This is a genomic window from Kitasatospora sp. NPDC059673 (assembly GCF_042734215.1).
GTDB lineage: Bacteria > Actinomycetota > Actinomycetes > Streptomycetales > Streptomycetaceae > Kitasatospora.
The window spans coordinates 139,154-165,118 of sequence record NZ_JBHWEN010000010.1; the positions used below are offsets into that span (position 1 = coordinate 139,154).

The following is a 25,965-nucleotide window of genomic DNA, read 5'->3' on the forward strand; positions in this document are numbered from 1 at the left end:
GTGGATAAATCGCGCGACAGCCACTTCGGAGGCTTCCTACCATCGCGGTGATCGCTGTTCCCCGACCCGCTGTGGAGGTGCCCATGGCTGTGCTGATTCCTGAAGTGCTCCGGGTGGAGCGTCAGTTCGCCCGTCTGTTCGTCGGTCAGTCGTTGTCCGTCCTGGGCGACAGGGTGTCGTTCGTGGCGCTACCGTTCGCCGTGCTGTCGATCGGCGGGTCGGCCGCCGATGTCGGCCTGGTGGCTGCGGCCGGCCTGCTGCCGATGCTGGTGTTCGTGCTGGTCGGCGGCGTGTGGGCGGACCGGATGCCAAGACAGCGGATCATGCTGGCCTCCGATCTGGTGCGGTGCGCGGTCCAGGCGGCCGTCGCGGTGCTGCTGCTCACCGGGACGGCCCGGGTCGGGGTGCTGGCGCTGCTGATGGTGGTGTTCGGGGTGGCGGACGCATTCTTCCTGCCCGCCTCCACGGGGCTGATCCCGCTGCTGGTGTCCGGTGAACGGCTTGGCGAGGCCAATGCCTTGCGCGGGCTCGTCCACTCCGTGGGGTTGGTGATCGGGCCGGTGCTGGCCGGCGCGTTGGTCGCCGTCGCCGGGCCTGGCGGTGCCCTGCTGATGGACGCCCTGAGCTTCGCGGCCAGCGCCGCCGTACTGGCGAGGCTCGGCACAGTGGGCGGGCAAGCCGTCGCGGAGCGCGCCGAGCGGCTCGGATTCCTGGCCGAACTCCGGGTCGGCTGGCGGCAGGTGTGCGAACGGACCTGGGTGTGGTCGGGCATGCTCGCGATTGCGATCTACCACGTGGTGGTGCTGCCCTCCGTGTTCGTGCTCGGCCCGGTCCTGGCGGATCGCGAGTGGGGCGGGGCCGGCGCCTGGGCCGTGGTGGTCACCGCCTTCGGCCTCGGCTCGATCGTTGGTGACGTCTGCGCCTACCGCCTGAAACCGGCCCGACCAATGGCGGTGGCGGCCGTCGCGATGGCGGTTGCCTCCTGCCAGGCGCTGATCATCGGATCCGGCGCTCCGGTCGCGGTGATCGCCCTGCTGGAGGCCTGTACGGGAGTCGGCGTCTCGCTGTTCTTCCTGCTGTGGGAGACCTCACTCCAGGTGCACATACCCGAGCAGGTGCTGTCCCGGGTCAGTTCCTACGACCACCTGATCGCAGTGGCACTGATGCCGCTCGGCCTGGTGCTCGCAGGACCGCTCTCGGACGGGATCGGCGTGCACCGGACGCTGTTCGGCATGACCGCGCTGGCAGTGCCTGCCGCCCTTGTTCTCCTTGCTCTGCCGGCCGTCCGGAAGCTGCCTGCGCGACCCCCGGTCGATGCACTATCCGATAATCCATGAAAGATTGGAATACGCTTTGGATGGTACGCCTCGCCCGGTCAACGCCCGCGGAGCATCGCACCACGCACCACCACGTCCCACGCACCACCCCGTCCCACGCACCACCCCGTCCTACGCACCACGACGTCCCACGCACCACCCGGGAGCCATCCATGTCCGTCGAGGCCCAGCGCCCACTGCCACCCCCGGCAGCCGCGCCGACCGCCGCTGCGCGCACCACCCCGCCCGGCGGGCCCGGTGGCCGGCCGATCCGGCTCGGGCTGCGCGCCAACCTCGCGCAGTTCGGCTTGCTGGTGGCGGTCAACGCCCTGGTCGGCGGCATGCTCGGTCAGGAGCGGACGGTCCTGCCGCTGCTTGCCGACAAGGTCTTCCACCTGTCCGCCTACACAGGTGCGCTGACGTACATCCTGGCGTTCGGCGCGACCAAGGCGATCACCAACTTCTTCGCCGGCACCCTCTCCGACCGGTACGGGCGCAGGCCGGTGCTGATCGCGGGTTGGCTGGTGGCCCTGCCGATACCGGCGATGCTGGCCTGGGGCCCGACCTGGGGCTGGATCGTCGCGGCGAACGTGCTGCTGGGCGTCAACCAGGGCCTCACCTGGTCCACCACCGTGATCATGAAAATCGATCTGGTCGGCCCGGCCCGGCGCGGCCTTGCGATGGGCCTGAACGAAGCGGCGGGCTACCTCGCGGTGGCCGTCACCGCGACCGCCACCGGCGCCATCGCCGCCCACTGGGGCCTGCGCCCGCAGCCGTTCCTGCTCGGCGCGGCCTACGTCGCGCTCGGCCTCGGCCTGACGGTCGCCGCCGTCCGGGAAACGCGCGAGCACGCCCGGGCGGAGGCCGCCGCCCACCGGGCCACGGCAGACGCGTCACTGGAGGGAGCAGCCGCTGGCGCCACGTCGGAGGGCGTGGTCGTCACCGCCAGGTCGGAGGACGCGGCCACCGGTACCGCGTCGGAGGGAGCGGCCGCCGGCGCCGCGTCGGAGGGCACGGTCACCGTCCGTGCGAATGCCGGGGGCGAGGGCGACAGCCAGGCGAGGCTCAGCACCGCCCGAATAGCCCGCACCACCAGCCTCGGCGACCGGGCGCTGTCCAGTGCCAGCTGGGCAGGCATGGTCAACAACCTCAACGACGCCCTCGCCTGGGGCATCTTCCCGTTGCTGTACGCCGCGCACGGGCTGGAGATCGGTCGGATCGGCATCCTCGCCGCGCTCTACCCGGCGGTCTGGGGCGCGGGGCAGATGCTCACCGGCTGGTGGTCCGACCGGATCGGTCGCAAGCACCTGATCACGGCGGGCATGCTGCTGCAGGCCGTCGCCCTCGGCCTGGTCGCGGTCGGGACGACCTTCCCGGTGTGGGCCGCCGCCCAGGCCCTGCTGGGTGCGGGCACCGCCATGGTCTACCCGACGCTGCTGGCCGTCATCGGTGACGTCGCCCACCCCGCCTGGCGGGCGCGTGCCGTTGGCGTCTACCGGCTGTGGCGTGACGGAGGCTTCGCGGTCGGAGCGCTGGTGGCGGGCATTCTCGCCGACGCGTACGGCGTGACCACCGCGATCTGGGCGGTTGCCGCGCTGACCGCAGCGGCCGGTGTCACCGTGGCGGTGCGGATGTACGAGACCCACCCGCGCCGCTGACCAGCCTTCAGCGGCGGGTGTTGCCGCCGGCGGGTCCTGCCGCCGGTGGCGAGGGGCAGCGGCCTCGGGGTCGCCCTCGGGGTCGGACCCCGGGGTCGGGCTCAGGGGAACTCGGCGCGCAGGGCGGCGAGTTCGGGCGTCCGGGCGCCGTGGGTGCGGAGGTGCTCGTCCAGCGTGCCGTGGTGGGAGCGGAGGGAGAGTATGGCGCGTCGCAGGTGGACGGCCGCGACCGGGCGGGTGGCGTGGCCGGGGACGTCGGGGTCGGGGTCGGTGAGTCCCAGCGCCGTGTTGGAGTGCAGGAAGTCGGCGAGGATCTCCGGTTCCCCGGCGCCCAGCAGCGACTGCACCAGCGCGACCACCACTCCGGTACGGTCCTTGCCGGACGCGCAGTGCACCAGGACGGCCCGGCGCTCGGCGGCCAGCAAGGTCCGGACTGCCGCGACGGCTGGGCGCCCGGCGAGTTCGGCCATCAACGGGTACAACTCGGCCTGCTCGTCCGGCCAGTGCTGCTCGGCAAAGACCGGGACGTGCAGGTATCGGATGCCGCTGTCGCCGAGCGCGTCCGGACGGGCGGTGACCTCCGGCGGGCTGCGCAGGTCGAGGACGGTGCGCACACCGAGGCCAAGCAGCGTCCGGGTACCCTCGGGCGTCAAGCGGTCCAGCGCACCGGAGCGGTACAGCACCCCACGGGGCAGCGCCCCGATCCCGCCAGCGTCCCGGAAGTTGCGCAACCCGGGAACGGCGGATACGTCCACTTCCGGTGCTGTCGGTTCGTCCGCGATCATGGCGGCCATCCTAGGCGGCACTGGCGTACGGTCTGCTGCGGGGATCGGGGGTTCGGGTGGGGCCGACGGTCAGGACCACCGCGGTGTGCTCGCGGATGGTTTGGTCGTCTACCTCGACCGCCGCCCGGGTCGATTCGGTGCCGGTGGCGGGTTTCAGCGGACCGCGACCACAGGAAGCTTTGCGGTGCTGCCGCCCAGGCCGGGTGGTCCACCACATTGCCGTGCTCGTGAGCGCCGCCGTCCAGGTGGGCCACCTGGACGGCCGTCAGGCCGTGCCGTTTCGCTCCAAGTAGTCGGTCATAGCGGCGCGGGTACTGCGCAGCGCCACCGCAAGGTGCAGCCGGCCATTCTCCGGGTCGAGACGGGCGAGGTGGCGGAGGTCCATGGCCTCGCTCGGCAGGTCGAGTCCGTAGGAGGCCGTCGCCTGGTCCAACGGCAGCCCGGCGCCCCTGCGGGCCCACCGGTCGCCGACCGGCGGCCCGCCGTCGGTGACCAAGTGCGCCACCCACCGACCCGTCAGGGCCAGGGCGGCCAGCAGGGCAAGGCCGATCGTCCATCGCACTGCTGGCCCCCTGCGGTGCACACGCGCGGTGCGCGGGACGTCAGCAGAATCGCCCGCGTCACCGTTGGCCTTGACGGGCAAGGGACTTGGCCAAGGCCCGCGAGCCCGGGCCGCGGCAGGAGATGGCAGCAGAGATGGCAGCAGAGAAGGCAGCAGAGAAGGCAGCAGGCCCGGGCGGGGAGCGTCCGAAGGGGGCGCAGGGGGAGGTGGTCAGGAGAGGGTGACGCCGGGGTAGAGAGGGTGTCCGGCCAGCAGGTCGGCGGCGCGCTTGGCGACCGCGTCGCGGACGGCGGGGTCGAGGACGTACTGGGCCTTGGAGGAGCCGGCGGCGGAGGTCGCGGACAGGACGGTGTGGATCAGGTCCGCCACCTCGTCCAGCTCCGCGGTGCCGAGGCCGCGGGTGGTGAGGGCGGGGGTGCCGAGCCGGATGCCGGAGGTGTACCAGGCGCCGTTCGGGTCCTGAGGGACGGAGTTGCGGTTGGTGACGATGCCCGAGTCCAGCAGCGCCGCCTCGGCCTGGCGGCCGGTCAGACCGTAGGAGGAGACGTCCGCCAGCACCAGGTGGTTGTCGGTGCCGCCGGTCACCAGGCGGGCACCGCGCTTCAGCAGGCCCTCGGCCAGTGCGTGCGCGTTGTCCACCACCTGCCGGGCGTACACCTGGAACTCGGGACGCCGGGCCTCCGCGAACGCCACGGCCTTCGCGGCCATCACGTGCGACAGCGGGCCGCCGAGCACCAACGGGCAGCCCCGGTCGACGTGCTCGGCCAGCTCGGAGGTGCACAGCACCATGCCACCGCGCGGGCCGCGCAACGACTTGTGCGTGGTGGTGGTGACGATCTGCGCGTGCGCGACCGGGTCGAAGTCGCCGGTCAGCACCTTGCCCGCGACCAGACCCGCGAAGTGCGCCATGTCGACCATCAGGGTCGCGCCGACCTCGTCCGCGATCTCCCGCATCTTCCGGAAGTTCACCAGTCGCGGGTAGGCCGAGTACCCGGCGACCAGGATCAGCGGCTTGAACTCGAGGGCGATCCGCCGGACTTCGTCGTAGTCGACCAGCCCGGTCGCCGGGTCCGTTCCGTAGCTGCGCTGGTCGAACATCTTGCCGGAGATGTTCGGCCGGAAGCCGTGCGTCAGGTGCCCGCCCGCGTCCAGCGACATGCCGAGCATCCGCTGGTTGCCCAGCTCGCGGCGGAGCTCCGCCCACTCCTGCTCGCTGAGGTCGTTGACGTTGCGCACCCCGGACCGCCGGAGCGCCGGGCTCTCCACCCGCTGCGAGAGCACCGCCCAGAACGCCACCAGGTTGGCGTCGATCCCGGAGTGCGGCTGTACGTACGCGTGCTCCGCGCCGAACAGTTCCCGGGCGTGCTCGGCGGCCAGCAACTCCACCGTGTCGACGTTTCGGCAGCCCGCGTAGAAACGGCGGCCCGGGGTGCCCTCCGCGTACTTGTCGCTCAGCCAGTTGCCCATCGCCAGCAGCACGGCGGGCGAGGCGTAGTTCTCGCTGGCGATCAGCTTCAGTGAGGCGCGCTGGTCCTCGATCTCCGCGCCGATCGCCCCCGCGATCCGCGGTTCGACGGCGCGCACCACATCCAGTGCGCTGCGGAAGGCGGTGTCGGCGGCGGGGCTGCCGAAGGTGTGCGGGGTAAGGGACTCGGCCAAGGCGGTCTCCTCGTTCGGAACGGCGACGATTCGGACGGCCCAGGCGCTCGGCTACAGCACGTCGGAACCCGCGGGTTCCGTGCGGAGCCGCTCCCCGATGGTGAAGTCCATCCCAGCGCGCCAGTCACGGCTCACCGCGATGCTACCAACCACCCGCGCCCCGTCCGGACGCGCAGTCCTGCCCCGGCGGCGGAAAACTCCCTGGTACGCCCGCCCGAACGTTCGGCATGATCGTGCACATGACCTGGACCGTCCCCGCCCTCACCCGCACCGGCGGCTCGCTCACCGCGCCCGAGACCGAGCTGCTCCCGGACTACCTGGCCTGGCACCGCGCCACCTTCCTCTACAAGTGCCAGGGCCTGACCGGCGAACAGCTCGCGCTGCGCCCGCTGCCCGCGTCCTCGCTCTCGCTGCTCGGCCTGATGCGGCACCTGGCCAAGGTCGAACGGACGTGGTTCCGGATCCGGTTCGCCGGTGAGGACGTCCCGCCGCTGCATGCCGTCGAGGGCCACAAGGACGCCGACTTCGACCTGCTGGACCCGGCCCGCGCCGAGCAGGAGTACCGGCAGCTGCTGGAGGAACAGCGCCTCGCCGACCTCGCGGTGGCCGGCGCCCCGCTGGACGCCACCCTGGCCGCGTACGGCGAGCAGCAGTCGCTGCGGATGACGTTCCTGCACGTCACGACCGAGTACGCCCGTCACAACGGCCACGCGGACCTGCTGCGTGAGCACATCGACGGGGTCACCGGCGCCTGAGAGGTGCCGAAGTGCCGTGCGGGGCAAGGGGGATGGAGTGACCCTGATCGAACGGCCCGTCAGGTGACCGGATAACATACTGAGTATGGGACCTCTCGAACCGAATGTGCCCGAGCTGATCCTCGGCCTGATTGTCTTCTTCCTGCTGTTCGCGGTGCTCGGCAAGGTACTGCTGCCGCGCATCGAACGGACTCTCGCCGAACGCCACGACAAGACCGACGGTGGCCTGGCCCGCGCCGAGGCCGCCCGGGACGAGGCCGAACGCATACGTGACGAGTTCCAGGCGGAGCTGTCCGCCGCCCGGCACGAGGCCGCCGCGATCCGGCAGACCGCCGCCGAGGAGGGCGCGGCCCTGATCGCCGCCCTGCGCGCCGAGGGTCTCCAGCAGCGCGAGCAGCTGGTGGCCGAGGCGCACGTGCAGCTGGCTGCCGACAAGGTGCTGGCCGAGGCCGAACTGCGCGAGGACGTCATCAAGGTGGCGACCGAGCTGGCCTCCCGAGTGGTCGGCGAACCGCTCGCCGACCTGCCCTCGACCCGCGCCATCGCGGAGGAGTACCGCAACCGCGCCACCGTCTGACGTACTGCCGCACCGGCAGTCGCCAGACGCGAACGGGCCGTCCGTTCCCAGGAGTTCCCGGGAACGGACGGCCCGTTCGGCGTTGCGGAAGCCGGGGCTCAGCCTATGGGCCTCGCCGGCCCATACGCCCGCTGGGTGCTGCTGCCCGGGTTCTCGTCCAGGGTCCACCACTGTGGCGAAGTTCAGCACGGTCCGGCCCGTCGGCCAGATCTCCACGGTTCTCCGACCGTTGACCCGCGCGTGCATGCGCTTTCCGGGTGCCTTCTCGCCGTGGGACGCCAGTGGTCCCGGAAGCCGGTCAGCGAGTGGAGGGTCAGGGCGTGCGCAAAGATACCCGTCGGCGGCAAGGGCGTTCTTGGCCTCCTGCGCCATCGCGGCGATCGACTCGGCGGTGAACGACTGCTCGCGCAGGTGGCGGAGGAGTCGCGGGTGCACGCGCTGGGGTGCGGTGAGTCCTCGCACAGCGTCCCCGAGGCCAGGGAAGTCCTCCGCCCATCGGGCCGGCCTCCGGGCGGTGGTGCGGGACTGGAATCAGGTGGTCCACCCGGCGCTTCACCCGTGCGGCGCCGAGGAGTTGGGGTTGGCCCGGCCTAGCAGCAGCGCGACCCGGTCGAGTGCGGCCTGCGTGGACCCGACCAGTTCCGGGTTGCCCTTGGCGATCCGCAGCCGCAGCGCCTCCTGCAAGCAGGTTTGGGCCTTCGTGAGGTCGCCGAGCTCCATGAGGTGCTTGCCGAAGTGCTGGAGCGCGAAGTCGAGGAGCTCCGGGTGCCGGCTTCGTGCGGTGGCCAGCGCGCTGCGATAGAGCGCGTCCGCGGCCTGCACGTCGCCGGCGTAGCGGTGCGCGTCGCCGAGGTTGATCCCGGACGCGACGACGGACCGGGTGTTGCCGTCGGCGGCGGCCATGTCGAGCGACTTCCGCAGGAGCGTTCGGGCCTCGTCATGGTTGCCCAGGGTCATCTGGGCGATGCCGATCTCCCTGGTCAGGAGCCGAGTCCGGGAAGGATCGGTGGTGACGTCCAACTCCTGGCGGAACCGGCTGACGACGGTGATCAACTCGCCCCGGTCGATGGGGACCATCCGCAGATGGTCGTCCTGGGTGATGAGGTGCTGGAGCACGTGGCCTTCCCTCGTTCGAGTGCGCTCAGCGTCGCACGACAACTGGTCGGTCTGGCGGAACAGGTCGGCCAGCAGCTCCACCCCGTGGGGGAGAAGTGCCCACTCAGGAGCTCCAGTTCGCGCGTCAGGTAGCGGACGGCCGACAGCCCCGCGTTTCTCCAGGACATAGCGGCGGACCTCGTCGCGCACCTCGGCCACATCCCAGCGGGCAGTCCGCAGCAGCCGCTGCATCGGTCGGGGACGGGCGTGGCCTGCGTGCTCCGCGAGCTGCCAGCAGTTCTTGCGCTCGGTGCCGGACAACAACCCGAGCAGACGGGCGCGGGCGGTTGCGCGAGGTTCCACCCGCCCGAACACGCCCGCGATCCGAGCCACGGCCTGGTCGAACAAGGCCCGCCATCGAGCGGGGTCTACGCTACGGCTCGCGGCCACCGCACGATCTTCAAGAGCCGACACGACCCTTGATCATCTCGCGGTGGCCGTACGAGTCAGGCGTCGTAGCCCATGGTCAGCCAGGGTGGAGCGGGAGGGTTTTCACCAGCGTGAAGTAGGGTCTGGCCCAGCTTATGTGTCCGGTGACACTGGGTGATGGATCCTGGGCGGTGGCGGGGCCTGGAGATCGTCCAGAACTGGTCGGCCGAGTCACCCGGCTGGCTGACATTCGGCGGCTGTGTCGCAATCGTGGTCGTGGCTCCGCGAGTTGCTGTTCCCGTCGCTGCCCCAGGTGGAGGCCTTCGGTGTCGAAGCGTCCGGTGCGGTGGACCAGCGTGCCCGACCTGTGGTGGATCGAGGGCGTCGCCGAGTACGTCTCCTGCACCTACCGCGGCGTCACCGTCACCACCCAGTACTGACCGGCGCGTGAGCCCGGATGCCCTGGCTCACGCATCCCGGGGACGCGTGAGCCAGGGCATCCATGTGGGCCTCTGCGGCGGACGAGGTCCATGCGGGCCGCCGCGGCGGCCGAGCCCAGGATGCTGACAACTTCCGGGCTCGGCGCTCACATTGATGAGGCGTCAGCAGGTCACCGGAACTTCCACCACCGGCCGAGTGCCCCATGGGCCGCTTCCCTCCACCGAGAAGGTCGCACGCACTGTCGAACCGCACGGGGCGGTGGCGGTGAAGCCGTTCACCTGCACCGTGGTGGAGTGGAACGCCGTGGTCCCGTTCACGGAGCCGAGCGAGTTGCCGCCGACCACCTCGGCCGACAGATTGGTGTACAGGGTCTGCCACGACACCGGCCCGTCGGGCGGGCCGGCAAGGCCGATCTTCCCGTAGATCACGATGCTGCTGCCGGTGACGTCCGCGCAGACGGAGGTCGCCAACCCGGCCTGGAGGCTGGACTTGCAAGTCGTGACCGTGGCGGTGGCGGTGTCAGCGCCGGTCGCGGCGGCGAAGGCCGGCACGGGCGCCGTGAGCAGGGCGGCGGCACCGGCGGCGCCCACCGCGATGCGAGTGATGCGGTTCATGGTCTTCTCCTTCAGACGATGTGAGAAACCGTTCGGAGAGAGGCACTGTCAGCCATGTGACATTTCACGTGTGCCATGACCCAATTTTGCCATGCGATTCCAAGGCTCCGGCCCACTTTTGCCTTCGAAGTGCCAGCCAGTCTCAAAGTGCATCCTGGGTGACGTAAATCCGCCTGGCTGGGCCAATGCGGCTACCACCTCGGGCGAACCCGCGTCTAACGCCGGGTGAACCACCTCCCCGCCGTCCGACTCGCGGCCTCCGCCGTCGGCCGGGCCGCCAGGCTCGACGTCTCCCGGTCGGGCAGCAGGTCCACCGGCCGGCGGGTCTCGGCGTCGGCCAGCACCGTCCCGTAGGCGCGGCTCTTGCGCGTCGCGTACTCGTCGACGCCCACCACCCGAGGGGCCGACGGCACCGGGTCGGGAAGCTCCTCGACCAGACGCAGCACCGTGCTCCGGCTCACCGACACCCCGAACACGGCGGCCAGCCGGGCACCCGCCCGCCCGGCAAGCCGCCAGGCCGACCGAGGCGACTGGGGCCCTAAACTGCTCGGTCCACCGGCCGTGGCGTCGTGCCGGCCCTTCGATCCGCTCGGCGAACGTCCGCCGCCCGAACGACGGGTTGCCGCATACGAAGTGCCTCACCCGCAAGCTCAACCGGACCCGTCTGCCCCCGACCGGACCGTCGACAGGAAACCGCAGGTAGGAGCTGTGCACCCGGGTCGACCAGTCCCCGCACCCCGGGCAGCTGTGCCCCACCGCCGAGCACTCGACCTGCACGTTCACCGACTCGACGTCCACGTCGACCGACAGCACCCTGACGCCCGCGACCGACGGAAACAGCAACCCCTCCAACCGGGGCACCAGATCATCCACGGTCGGGGCCCGGGCCGCGAGGACGCCGGCGCCCTCGTGCAGGCACCGGTAACCGGTGGCCCGGGAGACGCCGGCGTCACGCGCCGGACAGTGCACACAGCCGCGCTTGCGAAACCATCGCCGGACCATCACCGCCTGCCGAAACGGGCCGAGCGCCCTCGAGCCCTTCGGACTGCGGATCCGGCGCTGGTGGGCCACCAGCAGACGGGCGAGGAACGCGACGACGTGGCGCGGGCCGTCGAGCGTGACAACAGGTGAAGCCTTTGGTTGCCCCGGACATGACCTTGGCGGACCTGCCCCACCAGCGGCTTCACGCCTGTCCTCGCCCACGGCCCACGACCCTGTCGACCGGCCTCTACCGGACCTGCACCACGACGTCGGCTGTCGCACCGGTGCGAACGCAGGCCGACCCCGTCACTCACACCCCTTGCCCAGCCCTGTCTTCCCCGACCCCGCCCGGCTGCTCCTGCCTCGCCGAGTCGCCGGACTCATCAGGCGCCGGACGGCCCGGGAGAGCGGATTTCCTCGTTGCCGATGCCAGGACAGAGCGGGTGCCACGGCGGCAAGGATGAAGAAGACACCCGCGGCGATCACGTACGGTTCCGTCCGCCCGTGAGCGAGCATGTACAACCCGCTCGCCGAGCCGCCGACAATGAGGCCCAGCGCGGGCGGCCAGCGGTCAGCAACCAATCCCATGATCACCACGACGAAGGACGGCATCGCCATGAGAAAGAGCACCCAGCCGTGCCACTCATAGCCGTCCGCGGCAACGCAGCCGCCCCGAGGCCCGCGTCTGCAGCCACCCTCGATCAGCCCGCCAAGACCCCAACTCACGGCCAGCATGACGACGGGCGTGAGCGGGATCCACCACCATCTCGACCAGCTCCCCTCCGCGTCGAAAGAGCTCTTGGATGAACTCACGTTCGCCCTTCCCCTCCCCTGCGCCTCACCGCCGCACGATCATAGGCCGCTGGGGGCCAGGGCACCGCTGACAACAAGACGTCCCTGGACGGCATGGGCCACAGCCTGCCCGGTCCGTCGCGGCTTCGTAGAGATCATTCCCACTGAGGAAACCTCAGTGCCACACACTCTCTTCGGCATTAAACCGTTTCTCCTAAAGTGGGAATTGACTACTTATCAATTTCTCCAAGATTTCGAATCGCCGAGCCATTACTATGCAGACGACTCACCTTCGCCCCTGCGAACGCAAGGATGTGCATGCGTACGTCAGCGATTCATCGTGCGGCCGTCACCACAATGCTCCTGCTGGCCGCTACTCTGCCAGCGATTTCGTCGCCCGCCCACGCGGCCAACGAGGTCTGCCCAAACGTCGGGATGTGTTTCTGGTCCGAGACCGACTTCCAGGGCCAGTTCAGGCGGGAGGGGCTGCCCATGGGCAGGTGCTTCGAGTTCCAGTCCAACTGGCCCGACGGAACCCGCTCCAGGACCTTGTCCCTCTGGAACCAGACCCGCTTCCAGCTTGAGGCATACAAGAACACCGACTGCTCCGGTCCTGCCAACGCCGTCTACCCGCCCGATACCGGAACGGGAAATCTCAGCTCGGATCTTCTGAGATTCCGGCTGGCGCCGGTCTGCCCTTTCAACAAGACCTGCTTCTACCAGAACAGCGACTACACCGGCAAGATGTGGACCCGGGCACCCGAGTACTTCGGCCGCTGTATGGATGCGGCCAGCCCCGACGAAGTGCCCGCCCGCTCCGTCTACAACTTCCGCGGCTGGCCGATCGAGGTCTTCAAGGGCGACCACTGCATCGTCACGTATGTCGATGTGGCCAAGTGGTCGTTCAGGTCGACTGGGTTCGACGCCGGGGCCTTCAAGATGCTCGACGGATAGGACCAACCCCACCACCATGACGGCCGATGCGGGTCAAGCGCACTGGGCTTTGTCGATCTCCACCACCGACCTGCCCTGGACGCCAGCAGCACCGTCCGTGGGCGAGTGTGACCTGCTTCGGGGAGGAGAGGGGGAGAGTCATGCGCCTGTCCGAGATTCTGGACCGCCTGGAGGAGGCGACGCGGCCCCGGCCGTCGGCTGTGCGCAGAGGTTTCGGCCTGGCGGGGGCTGAGCAGGAGCGCCTGGGCCTGCGCTGGTGGCCGGGCAGCCGTGTTCCGACCTCGTTCGTCCGTTATCCCCGGTCTTGCTGATGCACGACCTTGTGGGGGTGGCGAGGGGCGCCCAGGGCCGGGACCTGTCGGGCGCTGCCCCGGCCGGTGGATCTCGCGGGCCAACCCCGACGGGTTCGAGTGGCAGCGGTTCGGGGCGTTCCCCGGCCCGGACCCCGGCGCGCCGTGGGTCGTGGCGGAGGGTCTCCCGGACCCGTTGGCGGTCGTCGCAGACGGCTACAGCGCCATCGGGGTGCGCGGGGCGGGGATGTTGAGCAACGACGACGCCGGGCTGGTCGGTCGTGCCGTGCGGGTGTGTGGCGACCGGGACCGCGCCGGGCGGGAGTTCGCCCGGACCGTCCTGGCCGTGCTCCGCCAACGGGATTTGCCTGCCCGGCAGTTGACGCTGCCCGAAGGCTTCAAGGACTACGTTGGCGGCGGCTTACGCCATTGACAGTCGGATCACCCTGTACGAGCCGGACCGGCCGTCGCTGCGGCGGCCTACCGTGAGGCGGCGTCCCGGTACGGGGAGTGCGACATCGTCAACGCCCACGCCCCTCTCGCTGGTTCGCGTGTGTTGCAGGGCTGGTGCGCGTCGCTTTTCGAGCACCAAGCCCGCGCGGAGTCGTATACGACACCGTAATGCCCTCGCTGACGTCGCTGGTGCAGAAGAGAAGCTCATCGATTTCCTTGCCGATATTGGTGGCACGGAGGCTGCGGTGAACGTCTCGCAGCCAATGTCCATGCGCCGAGCACCTTCGACGGCGTACCCCTGACCACACTGTTCCCCCAGCTGTCTGCTGCTGGCGTTGGATCACTGCAGCGCGCGGCTCGCAGTGGTGGCGCGGCTCACAGCTTCAGGTGGGTTGGACGGACCAGGGTCAGCATGAGGTGACTGCCTCGGTCAACGTGGGCTGCTGGTGCGAGACCGACCACGGCACCCACGACGTCGACGTCCTCAAGTTCGCCGTCGGTGAGGAGATCTCGCTGCCCCAGGCCTTCGAAGCCTGTACCGAGCGCATGACGAGGTGGCTGGCCGACCCTCGCGACGCAGACTTCTGGCGAGCCCGAGAGGGTTTGCCAGCGCGCCGTATGTAGGGCCTCGGTCGGGCCGATTCGGCCTCTTGCGCGCGGCGGCGCCAGGATTGTTGCCCGATCGCCAGGCTGAGCACATTCATTCAGCTGCCAGTTGGACGACGGGGAGGGCACCGCTGGGGCGGGTGGGGGTTTCAGCGAGGGGGCGTTGGGCTGTGGCGCGGATGGAGTCGCGTTCGAGCACGCGGGTGTTGGTCCGGACTGACCACCCGTTTCAGGCGCGAGAACTTCTTTGCTACCGGCCGACCTTGCTGCTGTTGCTGGCCTTCGACCACACCCCCGACTTCCGCTTGCGGGACGAAGGGCTCTGGCGCCGCGTCAAGCTGATCACGTTCGACCGGTACTTCATGCCGGAGGAGCGGGACCACGGCATCTTCGCCGAGCTGGGCACCGAGGCCGAGGTGCCCGCTGCTCGGATCGGGAGTCGCCGGGGTATATGAGGGTGCGAAAGATCTGACCATTTAGGCCGATTGGGGGTGGTGGGTCCGATTCGGTCAACGAGGCGGGCTGCCGGTGTGGATGATCTTGGTCGAGGTGCTTCCGTCCGGGGGCATGTTCCGGCCCCGGGCGTCTTTGGCAGATCCTGGAGGATCCATGCGCCACCCTGTTTCCCGCCTGCGCGCGCGAGCACTGCTCGTCGGGCTCGCATTGGCCGCGGCCACGCTTGTGCCGTCGGGCCCCGTCGGCGCGGCCGATCAGTACCAGTGGGCCGCGTTGGGCGACTCGTACACCGCCGGCGCCTTCGTCGGGGACCCGCAGCCCGCGTTGGGGGATGCGTCGCGGGACGGCTGCGACCGCACCTCCAACGCCTACCCCGGCCTCGTCGATCAGGAGCTCGCCGAGTTCCCGCCGGGCAAGCCCGTGCGCCTGTCCAATGCCAGCTGCGGTGGCGCCACCATCGCCGACATCGCCACGGCCAAGCAGACACCGATCAGCTCGGTCCAGCCCCCGGCGGGCGGCTGGCCTGCGGTGGACCCGCAGACCCAGCGGGCCGGCCTCAACGAGGACACCGACGTCGTCACCGTCGGCGTCGGCGGCAACAGCCTCCCGTTCGGCGGCATGCTCCTCAAGTGCCTCGCGCTGGGCCACAGCGGGAAGTCCTGCCGCGACCACTTCACCAGTCCCCCCGAGGGGGAGGAGAGCATCCAGGACAAGCTCGCCCGGGTCCAGGACGAGTACATCGAGATGCTGGCCAAGGTGCACCAGGCCGCGCCCAACGCCAAGGTGATCACGGTCGGTTACCCGACCATCCTGCCGAACCAGGGCAGCGCCTGCGGCAGCGGCGACCTGACCCAGCTCGGTTCGATCACCCCGGCGGATATCGACTGGCTCCGCGACGATGTACTCAAGCAGCTGAACACCACGATTCAGCGGGTCACGGAGTTCTTCGGCGACCGCTACCTCGACGTCTACTCCTCCAGTGAGGGGCACGACGCCTGTCAGCCCGCAGAGACCAAGTGGGTCGAGGGAATCTGCGGCGATGCCGCGGACTACTGGCCGTCCGAGCTCCCCGGCACGCCGGTGGACTGCACCGCCCTCGACAAGCGCGCCACCTTCGTCCACCCCAACGCCGCAGGACACGCCAACACCGCCGCCCACGTCGAGCGGGCCATCCGCATCGCCCTCCTCGAACGCTGACCACGAGTCCAGCCCCCTCGCACCCGGGCCCCGGCACGCGGCATACAGGCGCGGCCCGGGGCCCTGGTGCCGTGGACCGCGATGGCTGTCCCATGTTCAAGATCCACTTTTGATGGACGACAGGAAGAGAGCACACGCGGGTACACCCGTACCGGCTGGCCGGAGAGCCGGTCGAGATCAAGGCCCCCGAACGAGCGGACGACCTGCGGGAGTTGCCACCTGGCGGACCGCCCGCGCGGAGGCCGGCACGCTGATCGGCTTCGACGCCGAGACCACCGGGCTCGGGTGGACCGGCCGAATACGGCTCGCCCAGCTCGGCGACACCCACACTGTACGGGGGGGATCCCCGTCGAACTCGGCGGTCCGTTTCGCGCCGCTGCGATCGAGGCGCCGGCGAAGCTGCCCAGCCAGGTGGCCCACAACTTGGCGTTCGACGCGTTGATGGTGGACAACGAGCTGGGTGTCCGTCTCGAAGACTCTCGAAGACCTCTGACTCGGCAGGAGGCGGCGAGGACGGCGGACCGGGGCGCGAAGTGGGGGCGTGCGGCCGGGTCAACGGTCGGGTCAATGGTCGGGTGCCAAGCCGAGGTTGACGTGACTTTACGCTGGTACGGGCCTGTTCCCGATCGCGGTCAACCCTTGCCGGCGTCCGAGGAGCCGGACGCCCGGCAGTCCTGGTGTTCCGTCAGCTGCCGGTGCCGCCCGTCCCGCCCGACGGGCCGTGCCAGGCGTGTTCGTCGGACGCCGGGCCGGCGGGGGCGGGTGCTGCGGCGGGGGCGGGTGCGTTCGCCGGAAGGAAGGACTCGAGGCCGCGCAGGAAAACCTCGATCTTGAATGCGTACCGCTGGTCGCCGTCGCCCGCCACCATGGTGCCCGCCAGGCGCTGCAGGACCGGGAAACGGTCGGTCGGCAGGTCGTGCAGGTAACCGCGCAGCTGGTCGAAGTAGGCGCCGAGGTCGGTGCCCCGGGCCAGCCGCTCGGTGTACACCCAGGACTCGTACGCGTCGGTGTCGATGATCTGGCCGAGCCCGTCCAGGGCCCAGGCCGCCACCTGCGGCGGCAGGCCGACCTGGAGCAGCAGGTCGAGCATGAACTCGGTGATCCGCAACTGGCTCTCACCCACCGGGATGGTGCCCAGCGACACCAGCGACACATCCCGATGGGACGTCAGCACCCGCTGCGCCTCGAAGCAGATCTCGGTGATCTGCTCCTTCCAGCGTTCGGGCTCCGGCCGGAGCGGCAGCCGGATCTCCGACACCACCCGCTCCAGCATCAGGTCGAACAGCTCCTCCTTGTTGGAGACGTGCGCGTACAGCGAGGCCGGGCCGGTGCCGAGCTCCTGGGCGACCCGGCGCATCGTCACCCCGGTCAGACCCTCGGCGTCCAGCACCCGGACGGCTGTCTCGACGATCACCGTGCGGCTTAGCGGCTGACGCGGATCGGCCTTGCGTGGCTTGTGCCACGGAATCGCGGGCATCTGCGCGGGCATCGGGCCACCTGCTTTCGCTGAACATACCAATGTCGATCATCGTACTCGGGGCGAACGCCGTTCGACCGGTGGGCGAAGCGTCAGGCTCGACGCCGGGTCGAGGGGTCCTCGCGCGGCGGGTCAGGATGGGTCACGGGCGGGCCGGGGGCAGGTCATTGGCAGGTCACACGCGGGTGTGGGACAGGCCGGGCGCGGGTGTGGGACAGGTCAGGGGCAGGTCCGGGGCGGACTCGGGGAGAAGTCGGGGTTAAATCGTTTGACGGGAACGTCGCTCGACTCGTAGAACAGTGTTCGTTCGAAGAAACACCGTTCACTGCGCGGCCCCTGTCCACCGCGCCCTGGCATTCAGCAGGAGTTAGCAATGACCGATGCGGTCGGACTTTCCACCTCGGCGAAGCCGCCCGGCGCGGGCACGGCCGAGCCCTACCGTTGGCGCTGGGTCGCGCTGTTCGTCATCCTCGCCGCCGAGGTGATGGACCTGCTCGACTCGGTGGTGACGAACATCGCCGCGCCCGCGATCCGGGAGGACATCGGTGGCGGCGAGTCCACGGTCCAGTGGCTCGGCGCGGGCTACACGCTGGCGATGGCGATCGGCCTGATCACCGGCGGCAGGCTCGGCGACATCTTCGGCCGTCGCCGAATGTTCATGCTCGGCGCGGCCGGGTTCACGCTCGGCTCGCTCGCCTGCGGTGTGGCGCAGGAGCCGTGGCAGCTGATCGTCGCCCGGATCGCCCAGGGCCTGCTCGGTGCGGTGATGCTCCCACAGGGCCTCGGCATCATGAAGGAGATCTTCTCGCCGAGCGAGCAGGGCACGGCCTTCGGTCTGTTCGGTCCGGTGATGGGCCTGTCCACGGTCGGCGGCCCGATCCTGGCCGGCTGGTTGATCGACGCCGACTTCGCCGGCACCGGCTGGCGGATGATCTTCCTGATCAACATCCCGCTGGGCCTGTTCGCCTTCATAGGCGGCCGGGTCTTCCTCCCCGCTCAGTCGGAGGGGCGGACGGTCCGGCTCGACCTGGTCGGCGCGCTGCTCGCGGCCCTCGGCGCGGCCACCGTCATCTACCCGCTGGTGCAGGGCCGTGAGCACGACTGGCCGCTGTGGGCCTTCGTGCTGCTGGCGGTCGGCGTGGCGGTGTTCGGTGTGTTCGGCTGGTACGAGTCGCGGCGCAAGGCCACCGGAGCGGACCCGCTGGTCGAGCCCAGCCTGTTCGCCAAGCGCGGCTTCAGCGGCGGCATGGTGCTCGGCCTGATCTTCTTCACCGCCATGACGGGCTTCTGGCTGACGTTCAGCCTCTACACCCAGCTAGGTTTGCACTACAGCCCGCTGAAGTCCGGTCTGGCCGGGGTGCCCGCCTCGGTTGGCATGGTGATCGCGTTCGTCACCTCGCAGGCGCTGCAGCGCTTCGGCCGCAAGGTGATGCACGCGGGTCTGCTGGTGATGGTGGCCGGCGTGCTCGGCCTGATGTACACGCTGCACAGCCAGGGCGCGGGCGTCACCCCGTGGCAGACGGTGCCCGCGCTGTTGGTGACGGGCCTGGGCATGGGCCTGGTGATGGCACCGTTCTTCGGCATGGTGCTGGCCTCCGTGGACACGCACGAGACCGGTTCGGCCTCGGGCACGCTGACGGCCATTCAGCAGCTGGGCGGCGCGCTCGGCAGCGCCATCCTCGGCACGGTCTTCTTCGAGCGGCTGAAGACCGCCGGCTTCGCCAGCGCCGAGCAGCTCACCCTCTGGTTCGAGATCGGCATGATGGCCGTGGTGTTCGCCGCGATATTCCTGCTCCCCAAGCACGCCCGCCCCGATGGCGGCGAGGGCGCGGACGAGGGGAGCACCGAGGTCGCGGACGCGCCCGGCCTGCGCAAGGAAGGGGAGCACCAGCCAGTGTGACGATCTGTCAGTGACATCCGTGCGGCCGACCGGTCGCCCTCGGGCATCAGGTGCCAAGGGCGACCGGCTGGCCGGCCACACGGATCTGTTCGACTGCCGGCCGACGGCCAGCAACCCTCGGCCAGCAACCCTCGGCCGTCAACCTTCAACGTCAGCCGTTGTGCGCGGCGAAGAGCTTCGAGAACTGATAGGGGGTCTGCGGAATGTTGGTGCACTTGGGTAGCGAGCCGGTGCAGGCGTTGGCGTCCCGGGTCATCTCCCAGAAGGCCAGCTCCCCGAGGTGGTTCTGCTGGGCGAAGGTGAGCAGCTGCTGGGCGTCGGAGATACCGAACACCTCGGAGGTGGTGTCGTTCTGGCCGAGCATCGGGGTGACGCCGACCATGGCGTACGCCTGAGCGTCCGTCAGGTTGGTCCACACGGAGCGGATCTGCGCCTGGGTGGACTGGGCGGACTGGATCGCGTAGGCGCCCATCTTGCCGGCGGGGCTCGGGGCGGCCCAGTCACCGAAGTCCATCGCCATGACGTTGACCAGGTCCACGGCCAGGCCTGCGTTCTTGGCGGACTGCAGGATGTAGACGCCGTCGGCGGTGAGTCCGCCAGGCAGCACCGGCAGGGTCAGGCTGACCTTCAGGTCGCGGCCCTTGGCGCGCTGCGCGGCCTGTACCTGGGCGAGGGCGGCGGAGCGGCGGTCCACGGAGGCACGGTTGTGGGCGGTTCTCCTCGAGGGTCTCGGGGAGTGGGTGGTGCGCCGGTGCGCCGGTGCGCGGGAGGCGCGGGGTGCGCTGTGGTGTTGGGGGTGCACTCTAGGTGGTCCAGACCAATTGGGGTCGTCAAGGTGGAAGCCTGCGGTTTTGTGAAGAGTTGACGGTTCCTCAGGGCGCGGACGGGGTGGTAGGGCAGGCTGCGCAGGGCCGGTTGTGGGCTGGTTGCGGGCCGGTACCGGGCCGGTTTGGGGTCGGCCCTGGGTCTTTCGGGCCAACTGCGGGCAGCCTCAGGCCAGTTCTGGGCCGCTTCGGGCCGCGACGACAGGCCGCGGCGGCAGAAGGCGATGGCGACGGCAGGTCGTGACGGTAGAAGGTGATGGCGACGGCATGGCGTGGCGGCAGGCTGCGGCGACGGAGTGCGGGGGCTCCGGCCGGCCGGGGTGACGGAGGGCGCGGCCCCGGAGCTGTGGGGGATGGGGCCGCGCCACCCGCCTGACTCGCGTCAGGCGTTCATGGGCCGTCAGGCGGTGACGGCGGTGCTGCGCATCCGGCGGGCCAGGTGGACGCCCGAGGCGGTGGCCGACAGCAGGCCGGCGCCGGCCAGGCCGAGCAGGGTGTTGGTGGTGTCGCTGTTGTGCGCCGACGAGGCGGTGCTGGTCGCGGCGGTACCGGCGGCAGCCTCCTGGGCGGTCAGCGCGTCGCCGCCGTGGCCGGTGTGGGAGACGGAGGAGTGGTCGGCGCCGGCGGCGATCTGCGCCTCGGTGGGCGCGGACGGAGTCTGCGCGGCGAACGCGCCGGCCCCAGCCGTGGTGGCCGAGCCGAAGTCGACGTCCGAGCAGCCGAAGAACGCCTCCGGGCTGTCGGTGCGCTGCCACACCATGTAGACGATCTGGCGGCCGGTGCGCTGCGGCAGGTTGACGTTGACGTTGTAGTAGCCGTTGTCCGAGGTGCGCGGGCTGGCGAAGGTGGCGATCGGGTTCGCCAGGTCCAGGTTGGACCACTTCAGCGGCTGGGTCGGGCTGTAGCTGTTGTTGGTGAGGTACAGCGTCATGACGCCCTGGTGGGGTGCGGTGACGCGGAAGTTGAAGGTCTTCGCGCCGGCCGTCACCGAGGTGGCGGGCCAGTCGGTGCGGGCCCAGTCCAGGGTGCGGTACTTGTCGCGGTTGGCGGAGCAGAGGTGGCCGTCGGGGATGATCTGCTGGGCCTGCCCGTTGGCGTTGGCGATGTTGACCTCGTTCCAGTCGTACAGCGGTTGGGTGCCGCTGTCCGCGACGAGGTCCTTGCAGACCTGCGACTTGGGGGTCTCGGGGCCCTCCGCGTAGCAGGCGGCGACGCGGCTGGCGGGGCCGAACATCGCGCCGTGGGCGCCGGCGGTGCCGGCGGCGAAGGTGGTGGCGACCAGGGCGCCCGCGCCCACCGCGGACGCGGTGAGCAGACGACGGGACCAGGACATGGTTCTCCTCGGAAAAGTGCCGGGCCGATGGTGGGGGAAAGGGGCGGACGCGCGTCTGCCTGACGCCCAGGGAGCGACCCAGGGGCGGCGCGGTGTGGACCCGGCACACCGCGAACGGACCGAAGGCTACGATTGGCCTATACCAATTGACAAGTGTCTGCCACGTCCGGCCGTGGCCCGATGGCGGCATTCGGCCACCCGCAACGCCGTTGGCGGGTCGCCGACCTGGCGTTGCGTCAGAAAACATCGGCCGCGCGCTCGGCGAAAAGCACCAGCGGAATCGGCCCCCGACCAGCCCCGGGACCTACCGTCGCCGTACCCGCCCGGCTACGTCCGCCTGTCTGCGCGGCTGGCTTCGCCCTCTCGCGTACGGTGTGCGAGGCCTCCGGCAGATAAGAAGGTCATAAGCCACCGATAACCCGGAGCCAACCCGCAGAGGCCCGGTCCCCCGGGTTCCGAGCCCCGGTCCGAGCCCGGGCCGGGGTCCAAGCCCGGGCCGGGGTGGTCCAAGCCCGGGCCGGGCCCCGGTCCGGGCCCGGGGCCGTTCAGCTCGCCGGACGGCCCGTCAGCCCAGGGGTGCGGTCAGCGAACTGAGCAGGCGTGCCGTGCCGAGACCGGTCTCCAGGTATGCGGCGAACAGTTCGTTGTGCAGCGCCCACGGCGAACGCCGCGTCCGTACCTGGCGGATCGCCTCGGTGGTGTCCGCGCCCAGCTCGATCAGCGCCTGTGCCACCACCAGCCCGGACCGGTTGTAGCCGGACCGGCAGCGCACCAGCACCCGGCGTCCGGACGCCACCGCTTCCGCCGTGCGCTCGGCCGCGTCCTGGACGGCGGCCAACTGCTCGGCGTCCAGCGGGCCGTCCGGCACCTCGGCGAGCAGGTGCTCGACGCCTGGCGCGGGGCCGTGGCGGGGGGTGGTGAACAGGCTGACCACCAGCTCGAATTCGGCGCCGACCCGCACCGGGTGGCGCTCTCCGGCAGGGTCGCGCCAGTGGTGGCCGCCCATCCACAGCCCGGGTGCCACCTCGTTCCACGGTGTTTCGGGCTCCGGTGCGCCGTCGTTGCCCTTCCGGCGGGTCTTCATGTCCGTGCCTCCCCGCCCGACAACGCGGATGGTCCGGGGGCGGGTTCCCGAAGCGCCGTGGCCGGGGGTGGGCGGGTGCGGGTTCGCCTGGCGTTCATGAAGGGAACAGGTGGCGGTGGGGCTTCGTTGGGGCGGGGTCGGGAGCTTTGTCGGCGTCATGTTCACGCTGAACCGAGGGAGGGAACCGTGACCGAACCGCGCGCCCCCAAGTGGCGTCGTCGTCTCTCGCTGCTGCTGGCCGTCGTCGCTCTGCCGGCCGTCGGCGCGGGAGTGCTGACCACCTCGCCCGCCGCCGCCGCGCCGACCGGCGACATCCGGATCAACGAGGTGGTGACGACCGGGTCGGTGAACGACTCGATCGAGCTGTACAACAAGGGCACCGCGACGATCGACCTGTCCGGGTGGATCCTCAAGGACGACAACGACAGCAACAAGTACCGGATCGCCTCCGGCACCAGCCTGGCCCCCGGCGGCTTCAAGGCCTTTGACGTGCACGGCAGTTTCGGCCTCGGATCCGCCGACAGTGCCCGGCTGTACCTGGCCGACGGCACCACCCTGGTCGACTCGTTCAGCTGGACCTCGCACTCCAACCCCTCCTGGTCGCGCTGCGCCGACGGCACCGGCGGCTGGACCCAGGCCGCCACCCTGACGCTCGGCGCCGCCAACAACTGCGGCTCCGGCAGCGGCGGTTCGACGACCCCCGTGGCCTGGCCCGGCGGCTCGTCGGTCGCCACTGCCGACGCCTCGAACGTGTTCGGCGCCGACCTGTCCGGCCTCTACCAGGAGGGCGGCGTGATGTGGGGCGCGCAGAACTCCGGCAAGCTGTGGCGGCTGGTCCGGGACGGGTCCGGAGGCTGGACGCCCGACACCGCCAACGGCTGGGGCTCCGGCAAGGCGCTGCGCTTCCCCGGCGGCTCCGGCACCCCCGACGACGAGGGCGTCACCCTGACCGGCGCGGGCTCGGCCGGCGGCGTTTACGTCTCCAGCGAGCGCAACGCCGACTCCTCGTCCACCAGCAGGCTCTCCGTACTGCGCTACGAGGTCTCCGGCACCGGAAGCACGCTGACCGCCACCCGCGAGTGGAACCTCACCCCCGACCTGCCCGCCACTGGCGCCAACCTCGGCCTGGAGGGCGTCACTTGGGTGCCCGACAGCTACCTGACCGGCGCGGGCTTCAAGGACGCCTCGACCGGCGCCGCCTACGACCCCAGCCGGTACGCCGCGCACACCGGCGGCGTGTTCTTCGTCGGCGTCGAGGGCTCCGGCACCGTCTATGGTTACGTGCTGCTGGAAGCCGGCGGGTTCACCAAGGTCGCCACCGTCAGCAGCGGCATGGCCGGCGTGATGGAACTCCAGTGGGAGCCGCAGGCCAACCGCCTCTGGGTGGTCTGCGACGACACCTGCTCCGGCCAGCACCGCACCTTCCAGGTGAACGCCACCGGCGCCTTCGCCGTCACCGCCGTTCACAACCGCCCGGCCGGCATGCCGAACATCAACAACGAGGGCTTCACCCTGGCCGGCGCCGAGGAGTGCGTGGGCGGCAGCAAGCCCGTTTACTGGTCCGACGACAGCAACACCGGCAATCACGCGTTGCGCAAGGGCAGCATCGCCTGCTGACCGGGCCGACGTTCATGAGCGGCCCCCGGCGGGGGCCCGAACCCCGACCGACCGCGGATCCGCAGAAGGGGTCGGTCGGTCGGCTCTGCCGGGGAGCCGCTCGTGCGCCGTGCTGGTGATGGAAGTCCGGGGGCCCCTGGCCAGAGTGTGTCAACGGGCCGACGTGGCAAGGCAGGTGGGAGAGCTGGCGGCCGCGCTGCGGAGCCGGGCGGTGTCAGAGGTCGGCGGGCGGTCCGGTCTCGGCGGCAGGGCCGTATTCGGTGAGGGTGGTGGTGGAGCGGAGTTGATAGCCGTTGGCTTCGCAGGTCAGGGTCAGCTCGGACAGGCGGCCGTCGGCGTCGATCAGTAGGTCGGTCGTGCAGTCGGGGACCTGGTGCTGTGCCAGTTGTTCGCGGATGGCGGCGTCGAGCGCTTCGGCGACCGTCGACCGCGGGAGCCGGCCGACCAGGTGGAAGCCGAGGCCGCCGCGGAGTGTTCGGAGCTTCGTCTTGCCGTGGAAGGACGAGGGGTCGCTCTGCAACAGTGCCTGCGCCAGCGGGCGGTGGTCGGTGAGCAGGGGCTCCGGTGGGTGCGGCGACCGGACCCATGCGTGGTCGGCGGCGCGGGTGTAGGTGGCCTGCCGGGTGATCGTCAGATATGCCTGGGTTTCGCCCTGTTGGTGCATCGGGGCAGAGGCAGAGGCAGAGGCAGAGGCAGAGGCAGCGGCAGGCGCAGAGGCAGAGACAGACGCCGACGCCGACACCACGCTGAGCGAAGCGGTCTGGAGGCCGTCCGACACGTTGACCACGCCTTGCCGCCGAACGGTGAGCGTGCCGTCCGTGACCTGCACCTTGAGCACCGCGGAGAACGGCTGCGCCGGCGCCGCGAGCGCCGCCCGGAACTCGGCCAACTCCTGGGCAGGATTGGCCAGTCCGAACCCGGACGCGGTGGCCGGCGCCGGTGACCCGGACGGCACGGGCATCGGTGTCGGAACGACCCCTGAGCACCCCGTCAGCACGGCCGCCAGCACCACCGCGAGCACTACACCGTCCCTGCGCGTCAGCACGGATCCACACCCCCTGAGTTGATCGACGTCCGCCACGTTGTCGCAGCTCAGGGGTGGAACGCAAGGGATTTCACGGGGGGTCTCAGGAGGTGAACCCGGCGTGCACGTGGTCGTGGTGGGTCGGGTCGGTGAAGAACTGGTTCGCGGTCTGCCCGCCGGACAGCAGGCGTGGGCCGCCCACGTTGTAGGAGCCGGCGGCTGCGGCGGCGCGCATGAAGGAGTCGACCAGGTCGGTGGGGGTGGCCGGGTCGACCACCGGGTGGCCGTCGATCTGCCAGGTGTCGAAGGCCTTGCCCAGCGGGTGGTCGCTCGGGCGGTCGGTGCCGAACACCAGCAGCGGGTGGCCGGAGCGCACCACGCTGACCTGGAAGCTGTAGGGGCCGGCCAGCGTCAGCATCGCGTTCAGGACCGAGTCGTGGACCTGTCCGCTGCGCACGTCGGCCGCGGCGGCCGGGGGCAGCAGGATCCGGGGCTGGGCGAGGACGCGGGTCGCCGGGTCGGAGAGGGTGGCGGCCGGTGGGCCGGGGTCGGCGGGGTGCAGGGCGGTGACGTCCCATCGGGGGTCGGCCCGGGAGAGCCGCACGTCCACCGTGGTGCCTGCGGACTGCGGGGTGCCGTCCGGTCCGGCCAGCCACTGGCGGCACACCACCAGGACGCTCGCCGAGTCGCTCAGCAGCCCGCCGTACTGGGCGTCGATCACCTCGACGGCGGCCTGCGAGGCGTCTGCCAGCAGCGGTCCGCCCTGTGTGGCCAGCCCGGCCGGCAGTCCGAGTGCCGCCACCCGCTGCCCGGCCGCCGCCGCGCCCTGCCCGCCCGGCGGCCAGCTGCCGATCGCCTCCACCACCTGCACCGCCCGGAGTTTGACGTCCGGTTGGAGCTCGCCCGGCCCTGGCTGCCAGGCGGCAGGGGACGGGAACGCGGATCCGGCCGGGGAGGGGGACGGTGAGCCGAAGGAGTGGGCGATGGGGTGGGAGGCGGAACAGGCCGTCAGCGCGGCGCAGCCGAGTCCGGCCAGCAGGGCGGCCCGGCGGGGGATACCAGGTGTGCTCATCCGCCCACTATCGG

At 70.7% G+C, this 25,965-nt stretch carries 23 protein-coding genes, 1 pseudogene and 1 riboswitch; of the genes and pseudogenes, 10 read left to right on the forward strand and 14 right to left on the reverse strand.

The window, feature by feature from the left end; translation table 11 throughout:
- Window positions 1-47: 47 nt before the first annotated feature.
- Both ACFV18_RS14645 and ACFV18_RS14650 read left to right on the forward strand, forming a co-directional pair.
- Complete coding sequence (locus ACFV18_RS14645; protein WP_380483013.1) at window positions 48-1,337, forward strand: MFS transporter; 1,290 nt, start codon at window positions 48-50, stop codon at window positions 1,335-1,337.
- A 152-nt stretch (window positions 1,338-1,489) separates the two neighbouring features.
- A complete protein-coding gene (locus ACFV18_RS14650) occupies window positions 1,490-2,974 on the forward strand; it encodes an MFS transporter (RefSeq protein WP_380483015.1) in 1,485 nt (494 codons plus the stop codon).
- A 101-nt stretch (window positions 2,975-3,075) separates the two neighbouring features.
- Here the strand turns inward: ACFV18_RS14650 and ACFV18_RS14655 are convergent, their stop codons facing one another.
- From ACFV18_RS14655 to ACFV18_RS14665, 3 genes are all read right to left on the reverse strand, one after another.
- Complete coding sequence (locus tag ACFV18_RS14655; RefSeq protein ID WP_380483017.1) at window positions 3,076-3,759, reverse strand: tyrosine-protein phosphatase; 684 nt, start codon at window positions 3,757-3,759, stop codon at window positions 3,076-3,078.
- 265 nt (window positions 3,760-4,024) lie between these two features.
- Window positions 4,025-4,321, reverse strand: a complete 297-nt coding sequence (locus ACFV18_RS14660; RefSeq protein WP_380483019.1) for a hypothetical protein — start codon at window positions 4,319-4,321, stop codon at window positions 4,025-4,027.
- A gap of 210 nt (window positions 4,322-4,531) precedes the next feature.
- Window positions 4,532-5,980, reverse strand: a complete 1,449-nt coding sequence (locus ACFV18_RS14665) for a glycine hydroxymethyltransferase (RefSeq protein WP_380483021.1) — start codon at window positions 5,978-5,980, stop codon at window positions 4,532-4,534.
- 30 nt (window positions 5,981-6,010) lie between these two features.
- Window positions 6,011-6,118: riboswitch (ZMP/ZTP riboswitch) on the reverse strand.
- 101 nt (window positions 6,119-6,219) lie between these two features.
- On the opposite strand from ACFV18_RS14665, the gene ACFV18_RS14670 reads away from it, so the two are divergent.
- On the forward strand, window positions 6,220-6,735 hold the full coding sequence (locus tag ACFV18_RS14670; RefSeq protein WP_380483023.1) for a DinB family protein: 516 nt from the start codon (window positions 6,220-6,222) through the stop codon (window positions 6,733-6,735).
- An 85-nt stretch (window positions 6,736-6,820) separates the two neighbouring features.
- Window positions 6,821-7,312 (forward strand): hypothetical protein, encoded by a 492-nt coding sequence (locus tag ACFV18_RS14675; protein ID WP_380483025.1) that lies wholly within the window; start codon window positions 6,821-6,823, stop codon window positions 7,310-7,312.
- Between the two features lie 552 nt (window positions 7,313-7,864).
- On the opposite strand, the gene ACFV18_RS14680 is transcribed toward ACFV18_RS14675, so the two are convergent.
- The 5 genes and pseudogenes from ACFV18_RS14680 to ACFV18_RS14700 all read right to left on the reverse strand — a co-directional run bounded on the left by ACFV18_RS14680 (window position 7,865) and on the right by ACFV18_RS14700 (window position 11,685).
- The gene (locus ACFV18_RS14680; protein ID WP_380483027.1) at window positions 7,865-8,881 is read right to left on the reverse strand and encodes a tetratricopeptide repeat protein; all 1,017 of its coding nucleotides are present in this window, start codon (window positions 8,879-8,881) and stop codon (window positions 7,865-7,867) included.
- 557 nt (window positions 8,882-9,438) lie between these two features.
- On the reverse strand, window positions 9,439-9,891 hold the full coding sequence (locus tag ACFV18_RS14685) for a hypothetical protein (protein ID WP_380483029.1): 453 nt from the start codon (window positions 9,889-9,891) through the stop codon (window positions 9,439-9,441).
- Between the two features lie 215 nt (window positions 9,892-10,106).
- Window positions 10,107-10,352: a hypothetical protein gene (locus ACFV18_RS14690; RefSeq protein ID WP_380483153.1), complete on the reverse strand. Its 246-nt coding sequence runs from the start codon at window positions 10,350-10,352 to the stop codon at window positions 10,107-10,109.
- Between the two features lie 223 nt (window positions 10,353-10,575).
- Window positions 10,576-10,893 (reverse strand): annotated as a pseudogene (locus tag ACFV18_RS14695) (hypothetical protein); the annotation flags it as partial.
- 285 nt (window positions 10,894-11,178) lie between these two features.
- On the reverse strand, window positions 11,179-11,685 hold the full coding sequence (locus ACFV18_RS14700; protein ID WP_380483031.1) for a hypothetical protein: 507 nt from the start codon (window positions 11,683-11,685) through the stop codon (window positions 11,179-11,181).
- Window positions 11,686-11,982: 297 nt separating this feature from the next.
- On the opposite strand from ACFV18_RS14700, the gene ACFV18_RS14705 reads away from it, so the two are divergent.
- From ACFV18_RS14705 to ACFV18_RS14720, 4 genes are all read left to right on the forward strand, one after another.
- Window positions 11,983-12,618: a peptidase inhibitor family I36 protein gene (locus ACFV18_RS14705; RefSeq protein ID WP_380483033.1), complete on the forward strand. Its 636-nt coding sequence runs from the start codon at window positions 11,983-11,985 to the stop codon at window positions 12,616-12,618.
- 486 nt (window positions 12,619-13,104) lie between these two features.
- Entirely contained in the window at window positions 13,105-13,341 is a 237-nt protein-coding gene (locus ACFV18_RS14710) for a hypothetical protein (protein WP_380483035.1), read from the forward strand.
- 889 nt (window positions 13,342-14,230) lie between these two features.
- Window positions 14,231-14,422: a hypothetical protein gene (locus ACFV18_RS14715; protein WP_380483036.1), complete on the forward strand. Its 192-nt coding sequence runs from the start codon at window positions 14,231-14,233 to the stop codon at window positions 14,420-14,422.
- A 154-nt stretch (window positions 14,423-14,576) separates the two neighbouring features.
- Window positions 14,577-15,620 (forward strand): SGNH/GDSL hydrolase family protein, encoded by a 1,044-nt coding sequence (locus ACFV18_RS14720; RefSeq protein WP_380483038.1) that lies wholly within the window; start codon window positions 14,577-14,579, stop codon window positions 15,618-15,620.
- Window positions 15,621-16,305: 685 nt separating this feature from the next.
- Here ACFV18_RS14720 and ACFV18_RS14725 read toward each other — a convergent pair.
- Window positions 16,306-17,109, reverse strand: a complete 804-nt coding sequence (locus tag ACFV18_RS14725) for a TetR/AcrR family transcriptional regulator C-terminal domain-containing protein (protein WP_380483040.1) — start codon at window positions 17,107-17,109, stop codon at window positions 16,306-16,308.
- 361 nt (window positions 17,110-17,470) lie between these two features.
- On the opposite strand from ACFV18_RS14725, the gene ACFV18_RS14730 reads away from it, so the two are divergent.
- Window positions 17,471-18,997 (forward strand): MFS transporter, encoded by a 1,527-nt coding sequence (locus ACFV18_RS14730; RefSeq protein WP_380483042.1) that lies wholly within the window; start codon window positions 17,471-17,473, stop codon window positions 18,995-18,997.
- A 151-nt stretch (window positions 18,998-19,148) separates the two neighbouring features.
- Here the strand turns inward: ACFV18_RS14730 and ACFV18_RS14735 are convergent, their stop codons facing one another.
- The 3 genes from ACFV18_RS14735 to ACFV18_RS14745 form a co-directional block, all read right to left on the reverse strand.
- Window positions 19,149-19,691, reverse strand: coding sequence for a hypothetical protein (locus ACFV18_RS14735; protein WP_380483044.1), 543 nt, complete (start codon window positions 19,689-19,691; stop codon window positions 19,149-19,151).
- Window positions 19,692-20,221: 530 nt separating this feature from the next.
- Window positions 20,222-21,154, reverse strand: coding sequence for a lytic polysaccharide monooxygenase (locus ACFV18_RS14740; protein WP_380483046.1), 933 nt, complete (start codon window positions 21,152-21,154; stop codon window positions 20,222-20,224).
- A 565-nt stretch (window positions 21,155-21,719) separates the two neighbouring features.
- Entirely contained in the window at window positions 21,720-22,238 is a 519-nt protein-coding gene (locus ACFV18_RS14745; protein ID WP_380483048.1) for a protein phosphatase, read from the reverse strand.
- 186 nt (window positions 22,239-22,424) lie between these two features.
- Here ACFV18_RS14745 and ACFV18_RS14750 point away from each other — a divergent pair, with 186 nt between their 5' ends.
- Window positions 22,425-23,855, forward strand: coding sequence for a lamin tail domain-containing protein (locus ACFV18_RS14750; protein WP_380483050.1), 1,431 nt, complete (start codon window positions 22,425-22,427; stop codon window positions 23,853-23,855).
- A gap of 214 nt (window positions 23,856-24,069) precedes the next feature.
- On the opposite strand, the gene ACFV18_RS14755 is transcribed toward ACFV18_RS14750, so the two are convergent.
- Both ACFV18_RS14755 and ACFV18_RS14760 read right to left on the reverse strand, forming a co-directional pair.
- The gene (locus ACFV18_RS14755; RefSeq protein WP_380483052.1) at window positions 24,070-24,876 is read right to left on the reverse strand and encodes a hypothetical protein; all 807 of its coding nucleotides are present in this window, start codon (window positions 24,874-24,876) and stop codon (window positions 24,070-24,072) included.
- A 106-nt stretch (window positions 24,877-24,982) separates the two neighbouring features.
- Window positions 24,983-25,951, reverse strand: a complete 969-nt coding sequence (locus ACFV18_RS14760; protein ID WP_380483054.1) for a hypothetical protein — start codon at window positions 25,949-25,951, stop codon at window positions 24,983-24,985.
- Between the last annotated feature and the right edge of the window lie 14 nt (window positions 25,952-25,965).